This window comes from Stenotrophomonas sp. MYb57, assembly GCF_002966815.1.
Taxonomy (GTDB): Bacteria; Pseudomonadota; Gammaproteobacteria; order Xanthomonadales; family Xanthomonadaceae; genus Stenotrophomonas; species Stenotrophomonas indicatrix.
In genome coordinates this window covers 344,307-360,000 of sequence record NZ_CP023271.1, presented here as the reverse complement: position 1 = coordinate 360,000, position 15,694 = coordinate 344,307, and the positions used below count along the sequence as shown (strand labels likewise).

Here is a 15,694-nt window from a genome sequence, read left to right as displayed (position 1 = left end):
GGTCAGCACCACCTGCGGCTTCTGGCCGTGGTGTTCCTGCAGGCCACGGCCCATCAGCAGGTTGAACTTCTGGTCGGTACCGCCCAGCTCGACGTCCGCTTCCAGGGCCACCGAGTCGTAGCCCTGCACCAGCGGGTACAGGAATTCGTGGATGGCGATCGACTGCTGGGCGGCATAGCGCTTGGCGAAGTCGTCGCGCTCGAGCATGCGTGCCACGGTGTGCTGGCCGGCCAAGCGGATCATGTCGGCCGCGCTCATCTTGCCGAACCACTCCGAATTGAAGCGGACCTCGGTGCGGCTGCGGTCCAGCACCTTGAACACCTGTTCCTCGTAGGTACGGGCGTTGGCCAGCACGTCGTCGCGGCTGAGCGGCTTGCGGGTCAGGCTCTTGCCGGAGGGGTCGCCGATCATGCCGGTGAAGTCGCCGATCAGGAAAATGACCTGGTGGCCGAGGTCCTGGAACTGACGCATCTTGTTCAGCAGCACCGTGTGGCCCAGGTGCAGGTCAGGCGCGGTGGGGTCGAAGCCGGCCTTGATGCGCAGCGGGCGGCCTTCCTGCAGGCGCGCGCGCAGATCCTCGAGCTTGAGGATCTCGTCGGCACCGCGGCCGATCAGGGCAAGGGCTTCTTCAATCGAGGACACGTGACTACTCCCGGCAACGCCGTTTCTTATGTGGGGTGTTAAAGCGAAGTTAACCCGATCGGCTTCACAAAAGCCAATAGGCACAAGGGTTTGACGCGAATTTGTTAGGTGTCTATGTTACCGGCGTTTGGGCCCGCGTTCCCGGGTCAGCCAGAGACCGACATCTGATGCTCAATTCCGATCAAGGCCGCGCTCGCAAGCAGCGCTTCCAGGAACGACTCCACGTCCTGCACGACAACGCCCTGCACCGGAAGCTGAGGCAACACCTTCCCGCTGCGTTCAATGAGCGCTGGACGCGGCGTCATTGGATGCACGCCAGCCTGTTTGTGACCATTGGCGCGCTGGTGGCCACGATCGTGCCGGGCTTCTCGCACACCATCGATGCGCCCTACGCCGACAGCCACACCAGCCTGGCACTGCCGTTGCCGCCGTTGGCAATGGCCCGCCAGCAGCAGATCCCCGGCGACAGCTGGCAGGTGCTGCGGGTGCAGCGCGGGCAGACCCTGAGCGACCTGTTCGACAAGGCCGGCATTTCCGCCACCACCCTGCACCGGGTGCTGGACCATCCGGGTGCGCGCGAATCGCTGACCAAGCTGCGCCCGGGTGCCGAGATCGCCTTCGACATGCCGCTGTCCGGTGACCTGCGCAGCATCCGCTTCGACCGCGATGCCGACAACCGGGTCGAACTGAGCCTGAGCGGCGATGACATCAAGGAAACGGTGACCAAGCGCGAGACATCCACGCGCACGGTGGTCACCAGCGGCGAGATCACCAGTTCGCTGTATGCGGCCGCGCGCCGTGCCGGACTGTCACCGTCGGCGATCGCGACGATGACCGACGACATCTTCAAGTACGACATCGACTTCTCCAAGGACCTGCAGCCGGGCGACCGCTTCAGCGTGGTGATGGATGAGACCTGGCGCGAGGGCGAGAAGGTCGATACCAGCAAGATCCTGGCGGCGACCTTCACCACCGGCGGCAAGACCTATTCCGGCTTCCGCTTCGACCGCAACGGCAAGTCCGAGTACTACGACATCAGCGGCCGTTCGCTGAAGAAGAGCTTCATCCGCATGCCGATCCCGTTCGCCCGGCTGAGTTCGACCTTCGGCGCGCGCAAACACCCGGTGCTGGGCAAGATGCGCATGCACAAGGGCGTGGACTACGCCGCGCGGACCGGTACCCCGATCATGGCCGCCGGCGATGCGCGGGTGCAGTTCGTCGGCGTGCAGCGCGGTTATGGCAACGTGGTGATCCTCGACCACGGCCGTGGCCACACCACCCTGTACGGCCATATGTCGCGCTTTGCCGGGATCAAGAATGGCCAGCGCGTGGCCCAGGGCACGGTGATCGGCTACGTCGGCTCGACCGGCCTGGCGACCGGCCCGCACCTGCACTACGAATTCCGCGTCAATGGCGAGCACCGCAACCCGCTGACGGTGACCATGCCGCCGCCGGAGCCGCTGAAGGGCGCCGAGCTGGTGGCCTTCCGGGCGCAGACCGCGCCGGCGATGGCCCGCATCCAGGGCATGGAGAAGCTGATCTACGCCGACGCCAGCCCCGCGCCGGCCGCCGAAAGCGCGAGCACCGAGGTGGCCAGCGCCAAGGACAAGGCGCCGGCAGGCCGCAAGCGCGGCTGAGCCCTGCGTTGACGAAGGAGGACACGGCAGCACAAGCTTGCCGTGTCCTTTTTTTATGCCCGCCATGAACACCACTGCCGATCCGTCCCTTCCCCTCTACCTGGGCCTGATGTCGGGCACCAGCGCTGACGGCATCGATGCCGCGCTGGTGCAGTTCCCGGCCGATGGGGGGTGCCGCTTCGTGCACGGGCTGACCGCCCGCTGGGAGCCGGTGCTGCGGGCGCGGCTGGTGGCCCTCGGCGAAGGCGGCCCGCTGCAGTCGCTGGAGGAGCTGGGCGAACTGGACGCGCGGATTGCGATCAGCTTCGCCGCCGCCGCCAACCAGCTGCTGGAAGAAGCCGGTGTCGACCGTTCGCAGGTACGAGCCATCGGCTCGCACGGGCAGACGGTGCGCCATCGACCGTTGGCCGACCCGGCCTTCACCGTGCAGCTGGGTGACGGCAACCGCATCGCCGAGCTGACCGGCATCACCACCGTGTGCGATTTCCGCCGCCGTGACGTTGCCGCCGGTGGCCATGGAGCGCCGCTGATGCCGGCTTTCCACCTGGACATGCTGGGTGCGGCCGATGAGGACCGTGCGGTGCTGAACCTGGGCGGGATCGCCAACCTGACCCTGATTCCCCGCGAGGGCGTCGTGCGTGGCTTCGATACCGGCCCGGCCAACGCGCTGATGGATGCCTGGTGCCAACGCCATACCGGGCGCAGCTTCGATGCTGACGGCGCCTACGCAGCCAGCGGTGCGGTGGATGACAGCCTGCTGGCCGGCTGGCGCGCGGATCCGTGGTTCGCGCTGCCGCCGCCCAAGAGCACCGGGCGCGAGCAGTTCCACCTGCCGTGGGCCGAAGCACACATGGAGGAAGGCCAGTTCGCCGCAGCCGATGTGCAGGCAACACTGCTGGAGCTGACCGCGGCGACGGTGGTTGATGCGCTGCTGGCCCAGCAGCCGCACACCCGGCGGGTGCTGGTGTGCGGCGGTGGCGTGCGCAATACGCAGTTGATGCGGCGGCTGGCGGCGCGGTTGCCGGGCGTGGTGGTGGAGTCAACGGCGCTGCACGGGCTGGACCCGGAGTATGTGGAGGCGATGGGGTTTGCCTGGCTGGCGCAGCGGACGATGGACGGGCTGCCGGGCAACCTGCCGAGCGTGACCGGGGCGACGGGGCCGCGGATTCTCGGGGCGATCCATCCGGCGTGAGGTGGCGCCATCCGCCGGGCATGGCCCGGCGCTACCCGTCGGCGGCGCGCGGTAGCGCCGGGCCATGCCCGGCGACCCGACATCAGATCAATCGAAGCCCTGGCCGGCCGGCAGCGCCTGCAGTGCGGCGATCGCGTCGGAAAGCGCGTCGACTTCGGGATCGCCGAAGCCGGAGCGGACCTCCAGTTCACTGCTGAACAGGCCCTGCTCCAGCAGGACCGCGCAGGTCTGTTCGTGGGTCCAGCCACGGGCCACCGAGACCCGTTTGATGCGTTCCAGCAGCAGCGGGTCCAGGTCCCGCAGCACTACGTCGGCCATGCTCACTTCCCCGTTCGCAAGGCACCGCCCCCTCGGCGCGTCGGGGCGATCATCCCGCAGTAAGCGCACACAGGCAATCAGGCGGCGGGGGACGGCCCACGATCAACGATGCGTGGCCACAGCCAGGCCAGCAGCAGCATGGTGGGCACCACCGTGACGGCGCTGAGCATGAAGAAGGTGCTGTACGAGGTGGCCTCCACGATGTAACCGGAAACGCCGCCGACGAACTTGCCCGGCAGGTTGGCCAGCGATACCAGCAGGGCATACTGGGTTGCGGTGAAGTTGCGATCGGTCAGCGAAGACATGAAAGCCACCAGCACCGTGCCGGCAAAGCCCTGGAACAGGTTGTCGGCGCTGAGCGCGGCGTAGAACGCCCACAACTGCCCCGGATTGTGCGCCATCAGCAGGAACGCCAGGTTCGACAGGGCCACGCCCAGCGCCGCGACAAGCAGCATCCGGCGGAAACCGAAGGCGGCGACGGCGATACCGCCAAGGAACGCCCCACCAATACCCATCCACACGCCGAACAGCTTGGAGACCGTAGCGATGTCTGCCTTGTCGAAGCCCGAATCGAGATAGAAGGGTCCGGCCATCACGCCGATGACCTGGTCAGGAAACTTGAAGAACCCGACGAACGCCAGCAGCGCCAGCGCCAGTGCCATGCCGTTGCGGGTGAAGAAGCTGGTGATCGGCTGTACGAACGCTTCGGCAATGTCGATGCGGCGCTGCACGGCGTTGGCCGGGCGCTCCGGTTCGCGGCAGAACAGGGTGGTGATGATCGGCAGGATCATCAGTGCGGCCATGGCCAGATAGGCAATGATCCAGCCTTCGAACTGTGCCAGGTACAAGGCGCCGGCACCGGCCAGGATCAGGCCGATGCGATAGCCCAGCGTGTACGTGGCGGCCAACGCGGCCTGCGCGGTCTGCGGCGCGATCTCGATGCGGTAGGCGTCGACCACTGAATCCTGGGTGGCACCTGCAAACGATGCCACCAGTACCCAGGCCACCAGCGGCCACACGCCCTGCTCTGGCCGCACGAACGCCAGTGCAACCAGGCCCACCAGCACCAGGATCTGCGAGACCAGCAGCCACGAGCGGCGGCGACCGAGGAACCCCAGCAACGGAAACGCGTAGCGATCCAGCAGAGGTGCCCAGACGAACTTGAGCAGGTAGAAGAAGCTGGCCAGGCTGATCAGGCCGATGCTGCCCAGATCGAGGCCGACATCGCGCAGACGGGTGGACAGGGTCTGCGAGGCGATCAGCAGGAACGGCAGGCCACTACCGAAGCCCAGCAGGGCCATGGTCAGCGCCGAGGGCGTACCGAACGCACGCTTGATGCCGGCCCAGCCCTTGTAGCCGGCAGGCTTGGCAGCCTCGGTCACAGGTCGTAGTCCACGATGAACGGCGCGTGGTCGGAGAAGCGCTGGTCGCGGTAGATCGAGCAGCTGCGCAGGTGGTCACGCAGGCCCGGGGTGATGAACTGGTAGTCGATGCGCCAACCAACGTTGTTGGCGCGGGCGGCGCCACGGTTGCTCCACCAGGTGTAGTCCTCGCCGGTCGGGTTGAGCAGGCGGTAGGCATCGGCCCAGCCGCGACCTGCGCCCACATCGGTGGCCTGGCCATGGTCGGCACACAGGGCATTGAGCCAGTCGCGTTCCTCGGGCAGGCAGCCGGAGTTCTTCTGGTTGGACTTCCAGTTCTTGATGTCCAGCGCCGAGCGGACGATGTTCCAGTCGCCACACAGCACGTAGTCGCGGCCACTGCGCGCCCATTCCTCGAGGATCGGCCGCAGCCACTCCATCACTTCGAACTTGAAGCCCTGGCGCAGGTCGCCCGAACTGCCGGACGGGATATAGAAGGAGACCACGCTGAGGTTGCCGAAGCGGGCCTCGATGTAGCGGCCTTCGTCGTCGAACGGGGCCCAGCCCAGCGAGGTGATGACCTGGTCCGGTTCGCGCTTGCTGTAGATCGCCACGCCGCTGTAGCCCTTCTTGGTGATGGCATCGCGGTAGAAGCAATGGTGGCCGTCCGGGCGGAACATCGGGTCGGTCAGCTGGTCTTCCTGGGCCTTGGTCTCCTGGATGCAGAGGACGTCGGCGTCCTGGCCACGGAACCAGTCGAGGAAGCCCTTGGTGGCGGCCGAACGGATGCCATTGGCGTTGAAGCTGATGATGCGCATGCGGAAGAACCTACGGCGGGAAACCGGGCAAGCATACCGGTTGCCTGCCGGGCTGAGCAGCCCGCAGGGGCAGCTGCGGATACCTGCGTGAAGGGGCCGGACGAGCGCAGAAAGCCCAGCTGGATTAGGATTTGCGCTCCAAATGAAGATGAATCGAGTTTTGATGAGCGACCACCGTCACCGTTTCCTGCAGCTGGCCCTGACCGCCGACGCCCTGCGCTTCGGCCAGTTCACCCTCAAGTCCGGCCGGCTGAGCCCCTATTTCTTCAACGCCGGCCGTTTCGACTCCGGTTCCCTGCTGTCGCAGCTGGGTGCGTGCTATTCCGACGCCATCGACGCCACCGGGATCAAGTACGACGTGGTGTTCGGCCCGGCCTACAAGGGCATTCCGCTGGCCACCGCAATGGCCTGCGAGCTGGCCCAGCGTGGCCGCGACCTGCCGCTGTCGTTCAACCGCAAGGAAGTGAAGGACCATGGTGAAGGCGGCCAGTTGATCGGCGCCGACATGACCGGCAAGCGCGTGCTGATCGTCGACGACGTGATCACCGCCGGCACCGCCATCCGCGAGGCGCTGGCGATCATCCGCGCTGCGGGCGGTATTCCGGCCGGCATCGTGGTGGCCCTGGACCGCCAGGAGATCGCCTCGGACAGCGACCATCGCTCCGCCGCACAGGCCGTGGCCGAAGAAGCCGGCATCCCGGTGATCGCCGTGGCGACGCTGGCCGACCTGCTTGATTTCGCGTCCGGAAATCCGGAACTTGTAGGCTACCGGCAGCCGCTGGAGGCCTATCGCGCCCAGTACGGCGTCCGTTCCACGCGCTGACCATCAGGGGGAAGGTCGCATGTTCCGAGTTCCTGCCATCGTTGCTGCCAGCCTGCTGCTGGTGATGCCGCAGACGCTGCTGGCACAGTCCAGCGGCAAGGCCGCAGACAAGAAGCTGTACTGCTGGAACGAGGGCAAGGAGCGGATCTGCAGCGACGCGCTGCCGGCCGATGCGGTCAACCACGCCCGCGATGAGTTCAGCGCCAACAGCGGCCTGCGCAACGCGCAGGTGCAGCGCGCGTTGAGCGATGAGGAACGCGCTGCCGCCAGCACGGCGGCGGCGCAGGTCCAGCTGGACCAGATGGCCGAGCAGACCCGGCAGCGTACCGAACAGGCGATGCTGACCACCTACGGTGATGAGAATGCGCTGCGACGCGTGTTCGCCGAGCGCCAGGAGGTGCTCGACAACAACCTCAAGACCGCCCAGTACAACGTGGCCAGCCTGCGCGAATCGCTGGTGGCCCTGCTTGCTGCCGCCGGCGACCGCGAACTGGCCGGCGGCAAGGTGGCCGACAAGCAGGCCCAGGCGATCGGCCAGCGCCATGCGCAGCTGCAGTCGCAGCAACGGCTGCTGGCCAGTTTCGAACAGCAGCAGCAGGCATTGAAGGTCGAAATCGAAAGCAGCCTGCAGCGCTATCGGCAGCTGAAGGGATTGGCGCCGGTGGACGTGCCGGCACAGACCCCGGCGGGTTGAGCGGCGCGCTGCTCGCCCGGCATGGCCCAGCGCTGCCGCTTGCCGGGTTACGGCCTGGACCCTGAAATTTATGCACTCTTTACGCGTCGGCCCTGTCCGGCGCGTAGTGCGTTTATGGGGGCGGGGACGACGATGACGGCCTGAGGTGGAGGGGTTCCACCAGGTCTCAAATTCCATGTCCCCCTGGCTGTCGTTGCTGTGTGGCGTGCTGGTGCTGGTTGCCGCCGCCTATCTTCTTTATGTCGTGCTGCGGCCCGAGTCGTTCTGAGCGGAGCCTGCCATGACTGAAATTCTTGCCATTCTTGCCGCCAGCCTGGTGCTGGCCTGGCCCCTGGGCCTGTACCTCGCCCGGGTGATGCGCGGCACGCCGATGAAGGTCGACGTGCTGTTCCACTGGATCGAAAAGCCGCTGTACAAGGTGCTCGGCGTTGATCCTTCACGTTCGATGTCCTGGCGTGGCTACGTGCTGGCATTCGTGCTCAGCAACGTGGTGATCGCGGTGCTGACCCAGGCCGTGTTCATGACCCAGGCGTGGTTGCCGTTGAATCCGGACCAGATCCCGAACATGCGCTGGGACACGGCGCTGCACACGATGATCTCGTTCCTGACCAACACCAACCAGCAGCACTATTCCGGCCAGGCCCAGCTGTCCTACTTCTCGCAGATGACCGGCATCACCGGCCTGCAGGTGGTGACGCCGATGATGGGCCTGGCGCTGGCCGTGGCCACGTTGCGTGCATTGTTCTCGCGCGCGCCGAAATCGGTTACTGCGCCCGCCGCGGGCGATGACCGCCAGGTGGCGGTGGGCAATTACTACGCCGACGTCGTGCGCCTGTGCGTGCGCTTCCTGCTGCCGCTGTGCCTGGTATGGACGCTGCTGCTGACCAGCCAGGGCGTGCCCTCCACGATGGCCGGTGGCCCGCAGGCCACGCCGATCGATGCCAGTGCCGGCATGGCGCAGCAGAAGCTGCCGCTGGGCCCGGTTGCGGCGATGGTCGCGGCCAAACAGCTGGGCGCCAACGGCGGCGGCTGGTATGGCCCGAACAGCAGCTTCCCGCTGGAGAACCCGACCCCGGTGTCGAACATGCTGGAGGTGATCGGCATCCTGCTGGTGCCGATGGCGGTGATCTTCATGATCGACGCGTTCACCGGGCGCCGTCGTTTCGGCGCGCTGGTGTTCAGCTGCATGCTCGGCATGTCGCTGCTGTCCACCGGTGCGATGGTATGGAGCGAGGGCCATAGCGCCAGCGCGGCCACGCCGCTGCTGATGGAAGGCAAGGAAGTACGCTTCGGCGCCGATGGCACCGCGCTGTGGGCGGCGGTGACCACCCAGGTCTCCAACGGTTCGGTCAACGGCATGCACGATTCGCTGAGCCCGCTGTCTGGCGGCCTGGCGATGGTCAACATGCTGGTCAGCGCGATCTGGGGCGGCATCGGCTGCGGCCTGCAGCAGTTCATCGTGTACCTGCTGCTGGGTGTGTTCCTGGCCGGGCTGATGACCGGCCGTACACCGGAACTGTTCGGCCGCAAGCTGGAAACGCCGCAGGTGCGCCTGCTGGCACTGCTGGTGCTGCTGCAGCCGATCACGCTGCTGCTGTTCACCGCGATCACGCTGGCCGTGCCGGGTCTGGCGGGCACCTCCAATCCCGGCTTCCATGGCATCAGCCAGGTGTTCTACGAGTACGTCTCGGCCTACGCCAACAACGGCTCGGGCTTCGAGGGGCTGGGTGACGCCACGCCCTGGTGGAACCTGAGCTGCTCGCTGGTGCTGCTGCTGGGCCGCTTCCCGCTGCTGATCATCCCGCTGGTGGTGGCCGCACAGCTGGCCGCCAAGCGGCAGGCCCCTGAATCGGCCGGCAGCCTGCAGATCGAAACCCCGACGTTCGCCCTGACCCTGGTCTCGGTGATCGTCATCCTGACCGTGCTGCAGTTCATGCCGGCGCTGGTACTCGGCCCGATCGCCGACCACCTGAGCCTGGGACTGCACTGAGGACACCCCATGAGTAGTCACGCAACCGCAAACCGTTCCTCTTCCGTGGCTTCCCGCCCGGCCCTGCTCGATGCCGCCGGCCTGCGTCGCGCGCTCATCGAGGCCGTACGCAAGCTGTCGCCGATGCATCTGGTGCGCAGCCCGGTGATGGCGGTGGTGATGGCCGGCACGATCGTCGCCGCGATCATCACCCTGACCGGCAATGCACCACTGGGCTTCGGCCTGGCGGTGACCGCGATCCTGCTGGTCACCGTGCTGTTCGGCAATTTCGCCGAGGCCGTGGCCGAAGCACGTGGCCGTGGCCAGGCCGCCTCGCTGCGCCGCGCCCGCCAGGACCTGGTGGCGCGTCGTCTGGCGTCGGCGCAGGCCGGTGCCAGCGAGACCCAGGTGCCCGCCGCGGAACTGCGCCCCGGTGATCATGTGATCGTCAGTGCCGGCGAGCTGGTGCCGGCCGACGGCGAGATCGTGCAGGGCCTGGCCACCATCAACGAAGCGGCGGTGACCGGCGAGTCGGCACCGGTGCTGCGCGAGGCGGGTACTGATCGCTCCGGCGTGATCGGCGGCACCAAGGTGCTGTCCGACCAGATCGTCGTACGCATCACTGCCGAGCCGGGACACAGCTTCCTGGACCGCATGATCGCGCTGGTGGAAGGCGCCAACCGTCAGAAGACCCCGAATGAAATCGCGCTGACCCTGCTGCTGGCGGCGATGACGCTGACCTTCCTGGTGGTGGTGGCGACGCTGCCGGCGATCGGTGCGTCGGTGGGCGTCAAGGTGGATCCGCTGCTGCTGATCGCGCTGCTGGTGTGCCTGATCCCGACCACCATCGGTGGCCTGCTGCCGGCCATCGGCATCGCCGGCATGAACCGTGCGCTGGCCGCCAACGTGCTGGCCAAGTCGGGCAAGGCGGTGGAAGTGGCCGGTGACGTCGACGTGCTGCTGCTCGACAAGACCGGCACCATCACCTACGGCGACCGCCAGGCCAGCCACTTCCACGCACTGGCCGGAATCGACGCCGACCAGCTGCGTGAGGCGGCGCTGCTGTCATCGCTGGCCGACCCGACCCCGGAAGGCAAGTCGATCGTGCGCCTGGCCCGCGAACAGGGCTGCACCACCGCCGAGCCGGACCAGGCCGACTACCTGGCCTTCAGTGCGCAGACCCGCATGTCCGGTGTCGACCTGGTGCACGGCCGGCAGATCCGCAAGGGCGCTGCCGATGCGATCCGTGCCCATGTGCAGGCGCTCGGCGGCACCGTACCGGCCGAACTGGCCGGGCGCGTGGACCAGGTCGCGCGCAACGGTGCCACGCCGCTGGTGGTGGCCGAGGGTCGCCATGTGCTGGGCGTGATCGAGCTGTCGGACGTGGTCAAGCACGGCATGCGCGAGAAGTTCGCACAGCTGCGGGCGATGGGCATCCGCACGGTGATGATCACCGGTGACAACCCGCTGACGGCTGCTGCGATCGCCGCCGAAGCCGGCGTGGATGACTACATCGCTGAGGCACGGCCCGAGGACAAGCTGGCCCGCATCCGTGCCGAGCAGGCCGGTGGCCGCCTGGTGGCGATGGTCGGCGACGGTACCAACGATGCGCCGGCGCTGGCCCAGGCCGACATCGGCCTGGCGATGAATTCGGGCACGCAGGCGGCCAAGGAAGCCGGCAACATGGTCGATCTGGATTCGGATCCGGCCAAGCTGCTGGCGGTGGTGGAGGTGGGCAAGCAGCAGCTGATCACCCGCGGCGCGCTGACCACGTTCTCGCTGGCCAACGATGTGTCCAAGTACTTCGCGATCCTGCCGGCGTTGTTTGCCGCCACCGTGCCTGCGATGGCCGCGCTGAACGTGATGCAGCTGTCGAGCCCGCGCAACGCGGTGCTTGCGGCGCTGATCTTCAATGCCCTGGTGATTCCCGCCCTGATCCCGCTGGCATTGCGCGGTGTGCGCTTCCGCCCGGCCACCGCAACGGCGCTGCTGCGCCGGAACATGCTGGTGTACGGCCTGGGTGGCGTGCTGCTGCCGTTCGCGGCGATCAAATTGATCGACCTCCTTCTTGTCCTGGTATTCGGCGCATGAACCGTTCTGACTCCCCTTCCCTTTCCCGCGAGCTGAAGCGCGAGGCGCGCGTGGCCACGCTGCAGGATGGCGCCAGCTGGCGCCCGGCCATCGGCCTGGGCGTGGCCACCCTGCTGCTGGCCGGTGCGGTCTACGCCGGCATCGCCACCGGTTTTGCCGGCCTGTCCTTCCCGGCGCAGGCCGAAGGCAGCCTGCTGCGCGATGGCAGCGGCCAGGTGCGTGCGTCGGCATGGCTGTCGCAGCCGTTCACCGGCGATGGCTACTTCCAGGCGCGACCGTCGGCCGCCAACTACGACCCGATGGCGGCGGCCGGCTCCAACCTGGCCCGCAGCAACCCGGCGCTGGCCGAGCGTGTGGCGGCGAGCACCGCAGCAGTGGCCGCGCGCGAAGGCGTAACGCCCGCGCAGGTGCCTGCCGATCTGGTCACCCAGTCCGGCGGCGGGCTGGATCCGCAGTTGTCGCCGGCGGCAGCGCAGCTGCAGGTGGCCCGGGTGGCGCGTGCGCGTGGCCTGCCCGTCGAGCAGGTGCAGGCACTGGTGAAGGCCAACACGCAGGGCCGGCAATGGGGCGTATTCGGCCAGCCACGGGTGAACGTGGTGACGCTGAACTTCGCACTGGACCACGCGGCACGCGCGCCGTGATGCAGGGCTGCACCCGCTGCGCGCACAATGGCGGCCATGACAGCGGCTCCCATGACTGATCTGCGGACCCGCCAGGCCAACGCCCTGGTGGAAGGACTGCAACGCGAAGCCGGTGGCAAGCTCACCGTGTTCCTGGGCGCTGCGCCCGGCGTCGGCAAGACCTACGCCATGCTGACCCGCGCGCAGGAACAGCTGCGCCGTGGCGTGGACCTGGTGGTCGGGCTGGTGGAGACCCACGGCCGTGCCGATACCCAGGCCCTGCTGGAAGGCCTGCCACGGCTGCCGCTGAAGGACGTGGCCTACCATGGCCACGACCTGCAGGAGATGGACCTGGACGCCGTTCTGGCGAGGAAACCCGCGCTGGTGCTGGTGGACGAGCTGGCCCATCGCAATGCGCCGGGCAGCCGCCACGAACGGCGCTGGCAGGACGTGATGGAACTGCTGGACGCCGGCATCGACGTCTGGACCACGGTCAACATCCAGCATCTGGAAAGCCTCAACGATGTGGTGATGCGCATCACCGGCGTGCGTGTCAGCGAGACCGTGCCCGATGGCGTGCTCGACCGCCTGCATGACATCGTGCTGGTCGACCTGCCGCCGCGCGAACTGATCGCGCGCCTGCAGCAGGGCAAGGTGTACGTGCCCGAGCAGGCCGCGCAGGCCCTGCAGGCGTTCTTCTCGCCGGCCAACCTGACTGCATTGCGCGAGCTGGCGATGCAGGAGGCCGCCGACCGTGTCGACAGCAGCCTGCGCGAAGCACGCGCCGCGCGCGGCGAGAGCAATCTGCCGTTGCGGCGCGGCGTGCTGGTGGCGATCGACGGCGGTGGCCAGAGCGAATACCTGGTGCGGGTGGCACGGCGCATCGCCGAACGCCGCGATGCACCGTGGACGGTGGTGACGGTGCAGGGGCGCCGCCAGGACGAAGCGACCCGGCGCGAGATCGATGCTGCGTTCGCGCTGGCCCGCCGCCTCGGCGGCGAAGCCGAGCTGCTGCATGGTTCAAGCATCGCCGATGCATTGCTCGACCACGCCGCGCACAACGGCGTATCGACGCTGGTGCTGGGGCGTACCCGCGAACGGCCGCTGGCGCGGATGTTCAACCGCACCCTGACCCAGCAGCTGATCCAGCGCGGCGCGCACTACGAGATCACCATCATCAGCACGCCACAGGCGCGTGCGCGTTCCCGTCGAGAGGGGCTGCTGCCACCGATGCGCGGGGTCAGCCACGAGCCGTTGCAGGCCCTGATCGCCACCGCCCTTGCCTGCGCGGTGGCGTGGCTGGTCGAACGCTGGGTGGGCATGGCCGATCTGTCGATGGTGTTCATCGTGGCGGTGGTGCTGGTGGCTGCACGTACCCGCGCCAGCGTCGCGGTGATGGCGGCGATCCTGTGTTTTCTCGCTTACAACTTCCTGTTCATCGCGCCGCGCTTCACCTTCGCCATCGGCGCGCGGCAGGGCGTGATCACCGTGTTCCTGTTCCTGGCGGCGGCGCTGGTGGCCGGACGCCTGGCGTCGCGCCTGCGCATGCAGGTGATCGCATTGCGCGCGGCCAACCGCCATGCACGCGCACGCCAGCAGCTGGGCCGGCAGCTGGCCAGCGCGGCCGGCAATGGTGAAGTGGCACAGGCCGGCCGGCATGCGCTGGAACAGGCCATGGACGTACCGGCCTGGCTGCGGATCGGCGCCGATACCGCCGCCGGTGGCCGCAGCCTGCCCGGTGATACCGATCTGGCGGCGGCCGACTGGGCCCTGCGCCATGGCCAGCCCAGTGGCCGCTTCACCGATACCCTGGCCGGCGCGCAATGGTGGTTCCTGCCGCTGCTGGACGGCGAAGACCGCGCGATCGGCGTCGCTGGCCTGTACCTGCCGGGTGCGCAGGCGCGGCTGCTGCCCGAACAGCGCCAGCTGGCCGAAGCGATGGTCGACGACATCGCCCAGGCCGCGTTGCGCACGCGCCTGGTGGCCGAGCTGGAACAGGCGCATGTGAGCAACGAGACCGAGCGGCTGCGCTCTGCCCTGCTTTCCTCGGTGTCGCACGACCTGCGTTCGCCGCTGGCAGCGATGATCGGCTCGGCCGACAGCCTGGCCAGCTACGGGACGGCGATGGATCTGGCCGACCGCCGCGCGTTGCTGGACACCATCCTGGTCGAAGGCGAGCGCCTGGACCGCTACATCCAGAACCTGCTGGACATGACCCGGTTGGGCCACGAGGGCCTGAAGATCAACCGCGACTGGATAGGCGTGGACGAGCTGATCGGTTCGGCCGCCCGCCGCCTGCAGCGCTACCAGCCGAAGGTGCGGCTGGAGCTGGATATTCCGGCAACGCTGGCACCGATATGGGTGCATCCTGCACTGGTGGAACAGGCGGTGTTCAACGTGATGGAGAACGCTGCCAAGTTCTCGCCAGCCGATGCCGCCGTGCAGGTGCTGGCGCGCGAACTGGACGGTCAGCTGCGCATCGACGTGATCGATGCCGGCCCCGGCATTCCCGACGACGAGCGCGCGCGCATCTTCGACATGTTCTACAGCGTCGAACGCGGCGACCGCGGCCGCCACGGCACCGGCCTGGGCCTGACCATCTGCCAGGGCATGATCGGCGCACACGGCGGCAGCGTGCAGGCGCTGCCCGGGCGCGACGGTCGCGGTACCCTGATCCGCATTACCCTGCCCCTGCTCAAGCCAGCCTCCCACGATGAGTCCGACCCCGACTGATGCCAGCGCGCCGGCCCCGCGCGTGCTGGTGATCGACGATGAAACCCAGATCCGCCGGTTCCTGGACATCAGCCTGCGCGCGCAGGGCTACCAGGTGCGCCAGGCCGCGACCGGCCAGGAAGGCCTGCAGATGGCTGCCAGTGAGGACATGGACCTGGTGATCCTGGACATCGGCCTGCCGGACATGGAAGGCCACGAGGTACTGGAGCAGCTGCGGCAGTGGAGCCAGGTGCCGGTGATCATGCTGACCGTGCGTGCCGGCGAAACCGAGAAAGTGCGTGCACTGGACAACGGCGCCAACGACTATGTGACCAAGCCCTTCGGCACCCAGGAACTGATGGCGCGGGTGCGGGCGCTGCTGCGCACACGCAGCGTGCCGACCGATGGCACGCCGCCGGTGTTCGACGATGGCCACCTGCACGTGGACCTGGTGCGCCGTGAAGTGGCGATCGATGGCGAGCTGGTGGCATTGACCCGCAAGGAGTACGCATTGCTGTCGCTGCTGCTGCGCAATGCCGGGCGGGTGGTTACCCAACCACAGATCCTGCAGGAAATCTGGGGACCCACCCACCAGCACGACACCCACTACCTGCGCATCCTGGTCGGCAAGCTGCGGCACAAGCTGGGCGACTCGGCGCTGGATTCGCGCTACCTGTTCACCGAACCGGGCGTGGGGTTGCGGTTCAAGGGGTGAGGCGTGCCGACCCACGGTCGGCACCCACCAACAGCACCGGGAAATTGTCAGAGGTGGGGCGGTGTCGGAGTGCGGGGTGTCAGCCGCATGGATGCGGCTGCC

Annotated in this window: 14 protein-coding genes (1 of these 14 running past the window's edge); 10 read left to right on the top strand and 4 right to left on the bottom strand. The window is 67.8% G+C overall.

The genetic code is table 11. From position 1 onward, the window contains the following. Positions 1-642 carry the 5' portion of a tyrosine--tRNA ligase gene (gene tyrS, locus CLM74_RS01635; RefSeq protein ID WP_105163295.1) on the bottom strand. It extends 567 nt beyond the left edge of the window, so 642 of the gene's 1,209 nt are visible here — the first part of the coding sequence; the start codon lies at positions 640-642; its stop codon lies off the left edge, out of view. Positions 643-809: 167 nt separating this feature from the next. Here tyrS and CLM74_RS01630 point away from each other — a divergent pair, with 167 nt between their 5' ends. Both CLM74_RS01630 and CLM74_RS01625 read left to right on the top strand, forming a co-directional pair. Continuing rightward, positions 810-2,279: a peptidoglycan DD-metalloendopeptidase family protein gene (locus CLM74_RS01630; protein WP_025879426.1), complete on the top strand. Its 1,470-nt coding sequence runs from the start codon at positions 810-812 to the stop codon at positions 2,277-2,279. 64 nt (positions 2,280-2,343) lie between these two features. Beyond that, positions 2,344-3,471 (top strand): anhydro-N-acetylmuramic acid kinase, encoded by a 1,128-nt coding sequence (locus tag CLM74_RS01625; RefSeq protein WP_080277682.1) that lies wholly within the window; start codon positions 2,344-2,346, stop codon positions 3,469-3,471. 87 nt (positions 3,472-3,558) lie between these two features. On the opposite strand, the gene CLM74_RS01620 is transcribed toward CLM74_RS01625, so the two are convergent. From CLM74_RS01620 to CLM74_RS01610, 3 genes are all read right to left on the bottom strand, one after another. Further along, the gene (locus CLM74_RS01620) at positions 3,559-3,789 is read right to left on the bottom strand and encodes a hypothetical protein (protein WP_025879428.1); all 231 of its coding nucleotides are present in this window, start codon (positions 3,787-3,789) and stop codon (positions 3,559-3,561) included. Positions 3,790-3,866: 77 nt separating this feature from the next. Then, positions 3,867-5,171: an MFS transporter gene (locus tag CLM74_RS01615; protein WP_032977021.1), complete on the bottom strand. Its 1,305-nt coding sequence runs from the start codon at positions 5,169-5,171 to the stop codon at positions 3,867-3,869. Beyond that, the gene (locus CLM74_RS01610; RefSeq protein WP_033832834.1) at positions 5,168-5,968 is read right to left on the bottom strand and encodes an exodeoxyribonuclease III; all 801 of its coding nucleotides are present in this window, start codon (positions 5,966-5,968) and stop codon (positions 5,168-5,170) included. The genes CLM74_RS01615 and CLM74_RS01610 overlap by 4 nt, the downstream gene beginning before the upstream one ends. A gap of 163 nt (positions 5,969-6,131) precedes the next feature. Between CLM74_RS01610 and pyrE the strand changes: the two genes are divergently transcribed. The 8 genes from pyrE (at position 6,132) to CLM74_RS01570 (ending at position 15,592) form a co-directional block, all read left to right on the top strand. Further along, positions 6,132-6,791 (top strand): orotate phosphoribosyltransferase, encoded by a 660-nt coding sequence (pyrE, locus tag CLM74_RS01605; RefSeq protein ID WP_025879424.1) that lies wholly within the window; start codon positions 6,132-6,134, stop codon positions 6,789-6,791. 19 nt (positions 6,792-6,810) lie between these two features. Next, the gene (locus CLM74_RS01600) at positions 6,811-7,485 is read left to right on the top strand and encodes a hypothetical protein (RefSeq protein ID WP_025879423.1); all 675 of its coding nucleotides are present in this window, start codon (positions 6,811-6,813) and stop codon (positions 7,483-7,485) included. 175 nt (positions 7,486-7,660) lie between these two features. Beyond that, positions 7,661-7,753 (top strand): potassium-transporting ATPase subunit F, encoded by a 93-nt coding sequence (locus CLM74_RS01595; RefSeq protein WP_005407770.1) that lies wholly within the window; start codon positions 7,661-7,663, stop codon positions 7,751-7,753. Between the two features lie 12 nt (positions 7,754-7,765). Beyond that, positions 7,766-9,475, top strand: a complete 1,710-nt coding sequence (gene kdpA / locus CLM74_RS01590; RefSeq protein ID WP_105163294.1) for a potassium-transporting ATPase subunit KdpA — start codon at positions 7,766-7,768, stop codon at positions 9,473-9,475. Positions 9,476-9,484: 9 nt separating this feature from the next. Beyond that, positions 9,485-11,545: a potassium-transporting ATPase subunit KdpB gene (gene kdpB, locus CLM74_RS01585; RefSeq protein WP_033832832.1), complete on the top strand. Its 2,061-nt coding sequence runs from the start codon at positions 9,485-9,487 to the stop codon at positions 11,543-11,545. Continuing rightward, positions 11,542-12,186, top strand: a complete 645-nt coding sequence (kdpC, locus tag CLM74_RS01580; protein WP_025879420.1) for a potassium-transporting ATPase subunit KdpC — start codon at positions 11,542-11,544, stop codon at positions 12,184-12,186. The genes kdpB and kdpC overlap by 4 nt, the downstream gene beginning before the upstream one ends. Positions 12,187-12,237: 51 nt before the next feature. Further along, positions 12,238-14,898, top strand: a complete 2,661-nt coding sequence (locus CLM74_RS01575) for a sensor histidine kinase KdpD (RefSeq protein WP_025879419.1) — start codon at positions 12,238-12,240, stop codon at positions 14,896-14,898. After that, the gene (locus CLM74_RS01570; RefSeq protein ID WP_025879418.1) at positions 14,879-15,592 is read left to right on the top strand and encodes a response regulator transcription factor; all 714 of its coding nucleotides are present in this window, start codon (positions 14,879-14,881) and stop codon (positions 15,590-15,592) included. The genes CLM74_RS01575 and CLM74_RS01570 overlap by 20 nt, the downstream gene beginning before the upstream one ends. Positions 15,593-15,694 lie beyond the last annotated feature (102 nt).

What these genes read in the sequence shown, in the direction of transcription:
- pyrE (WP_025879424.1), top strand. Translation starts at nt 6,132, where the DNA reads ATGAGCGACCACCGTCACCGTTTCCTGCAGCTGGCCCTGACCGCCGAC.
- CLM74_RS01595 (WP_005407770.1), top strand. Translation starts at nt 7,661, where the DNA reads ATGTCCCCCTGGCTGTCGTTGCTGTGTGGCGTGCTGGTGCTGGTTGCC.
- CLM74_RS01620 (WP_025879428.1), bottom strand. Translation starts at nt 3,789, where the DNA reads ATGGCCGACGTAGTGCTGCGGGACCTGGACCCGCTGCTGCTGGAACGC.
- CLM74_RS01625 (WP_080277682.1), top strand. Translation starts at nt 2,344, where the DNA reads ATGAACACCACTGCCGATCCGTCCCTTCCCCTCTACCTGGGCCTGATG.
- CLM74_RS01600 (WP_025879423.1), top strand. Translation starts at nt 6,811, where the DNA reads ATGTTCCGAGTTCCTGCCATCGTTGCTGCCAGCCTGCTGCTGGTGATG.
- CLM74_RS01575 (WP_025879419.1), top strand. Translation starts at nt 12,238, where the DNA reads ATGACTGATCTGCGGACCCGCCAGGCCAACGCCCTGGTGGAAGGACTG.
- kdpA (WP_105163294.1), top strand. Translation starts at nt 7,766, where the DNA reads ATGACTGAAATTCTTGCCATTCTTGCCGCCAGCCTGGTGCTGGCCTGG.
- CLM74_RS01630 (WP_025879426.1), top strand. Translation starts at nt 810, where the DNA reads ATGCTCAATTCCGATCAAGGCCGCGCTCGCAAGCAGCGCTTCCAGGAA.
- CLM74_RS01570 (WP_025879418.1), top strand. Translation starts at nt 14,879, where the DNA reads ATGAGTCCGACCCCGACTGATGCCAGCGCGCCGGCCCCGCGCGTGCTG.
- kdpB (WP_033832832.1), top strand. Translation starts at nt 9,485, where the DNA reads ATGAGTAGTCACGCAACCGCAAACCGTTCCTCTTCCGTGGCTTCCCGC.
- CLM74_RS01610 (WP_033832834.1), bottom strand. Translation starts at nt 5,968, where the DNA reads ATGCGCATCATCAGCTTCAACGCCAATGGCATCCGTTCGGCCGCCACC.
- kdpC (WP_025879420.1), top strand. Translation starts at nt 11,542, where the DNA reads ATGAACCGTTCTGACTCCCCTTCCCTTTCCCGCGAGCTGAAGCGCGAG.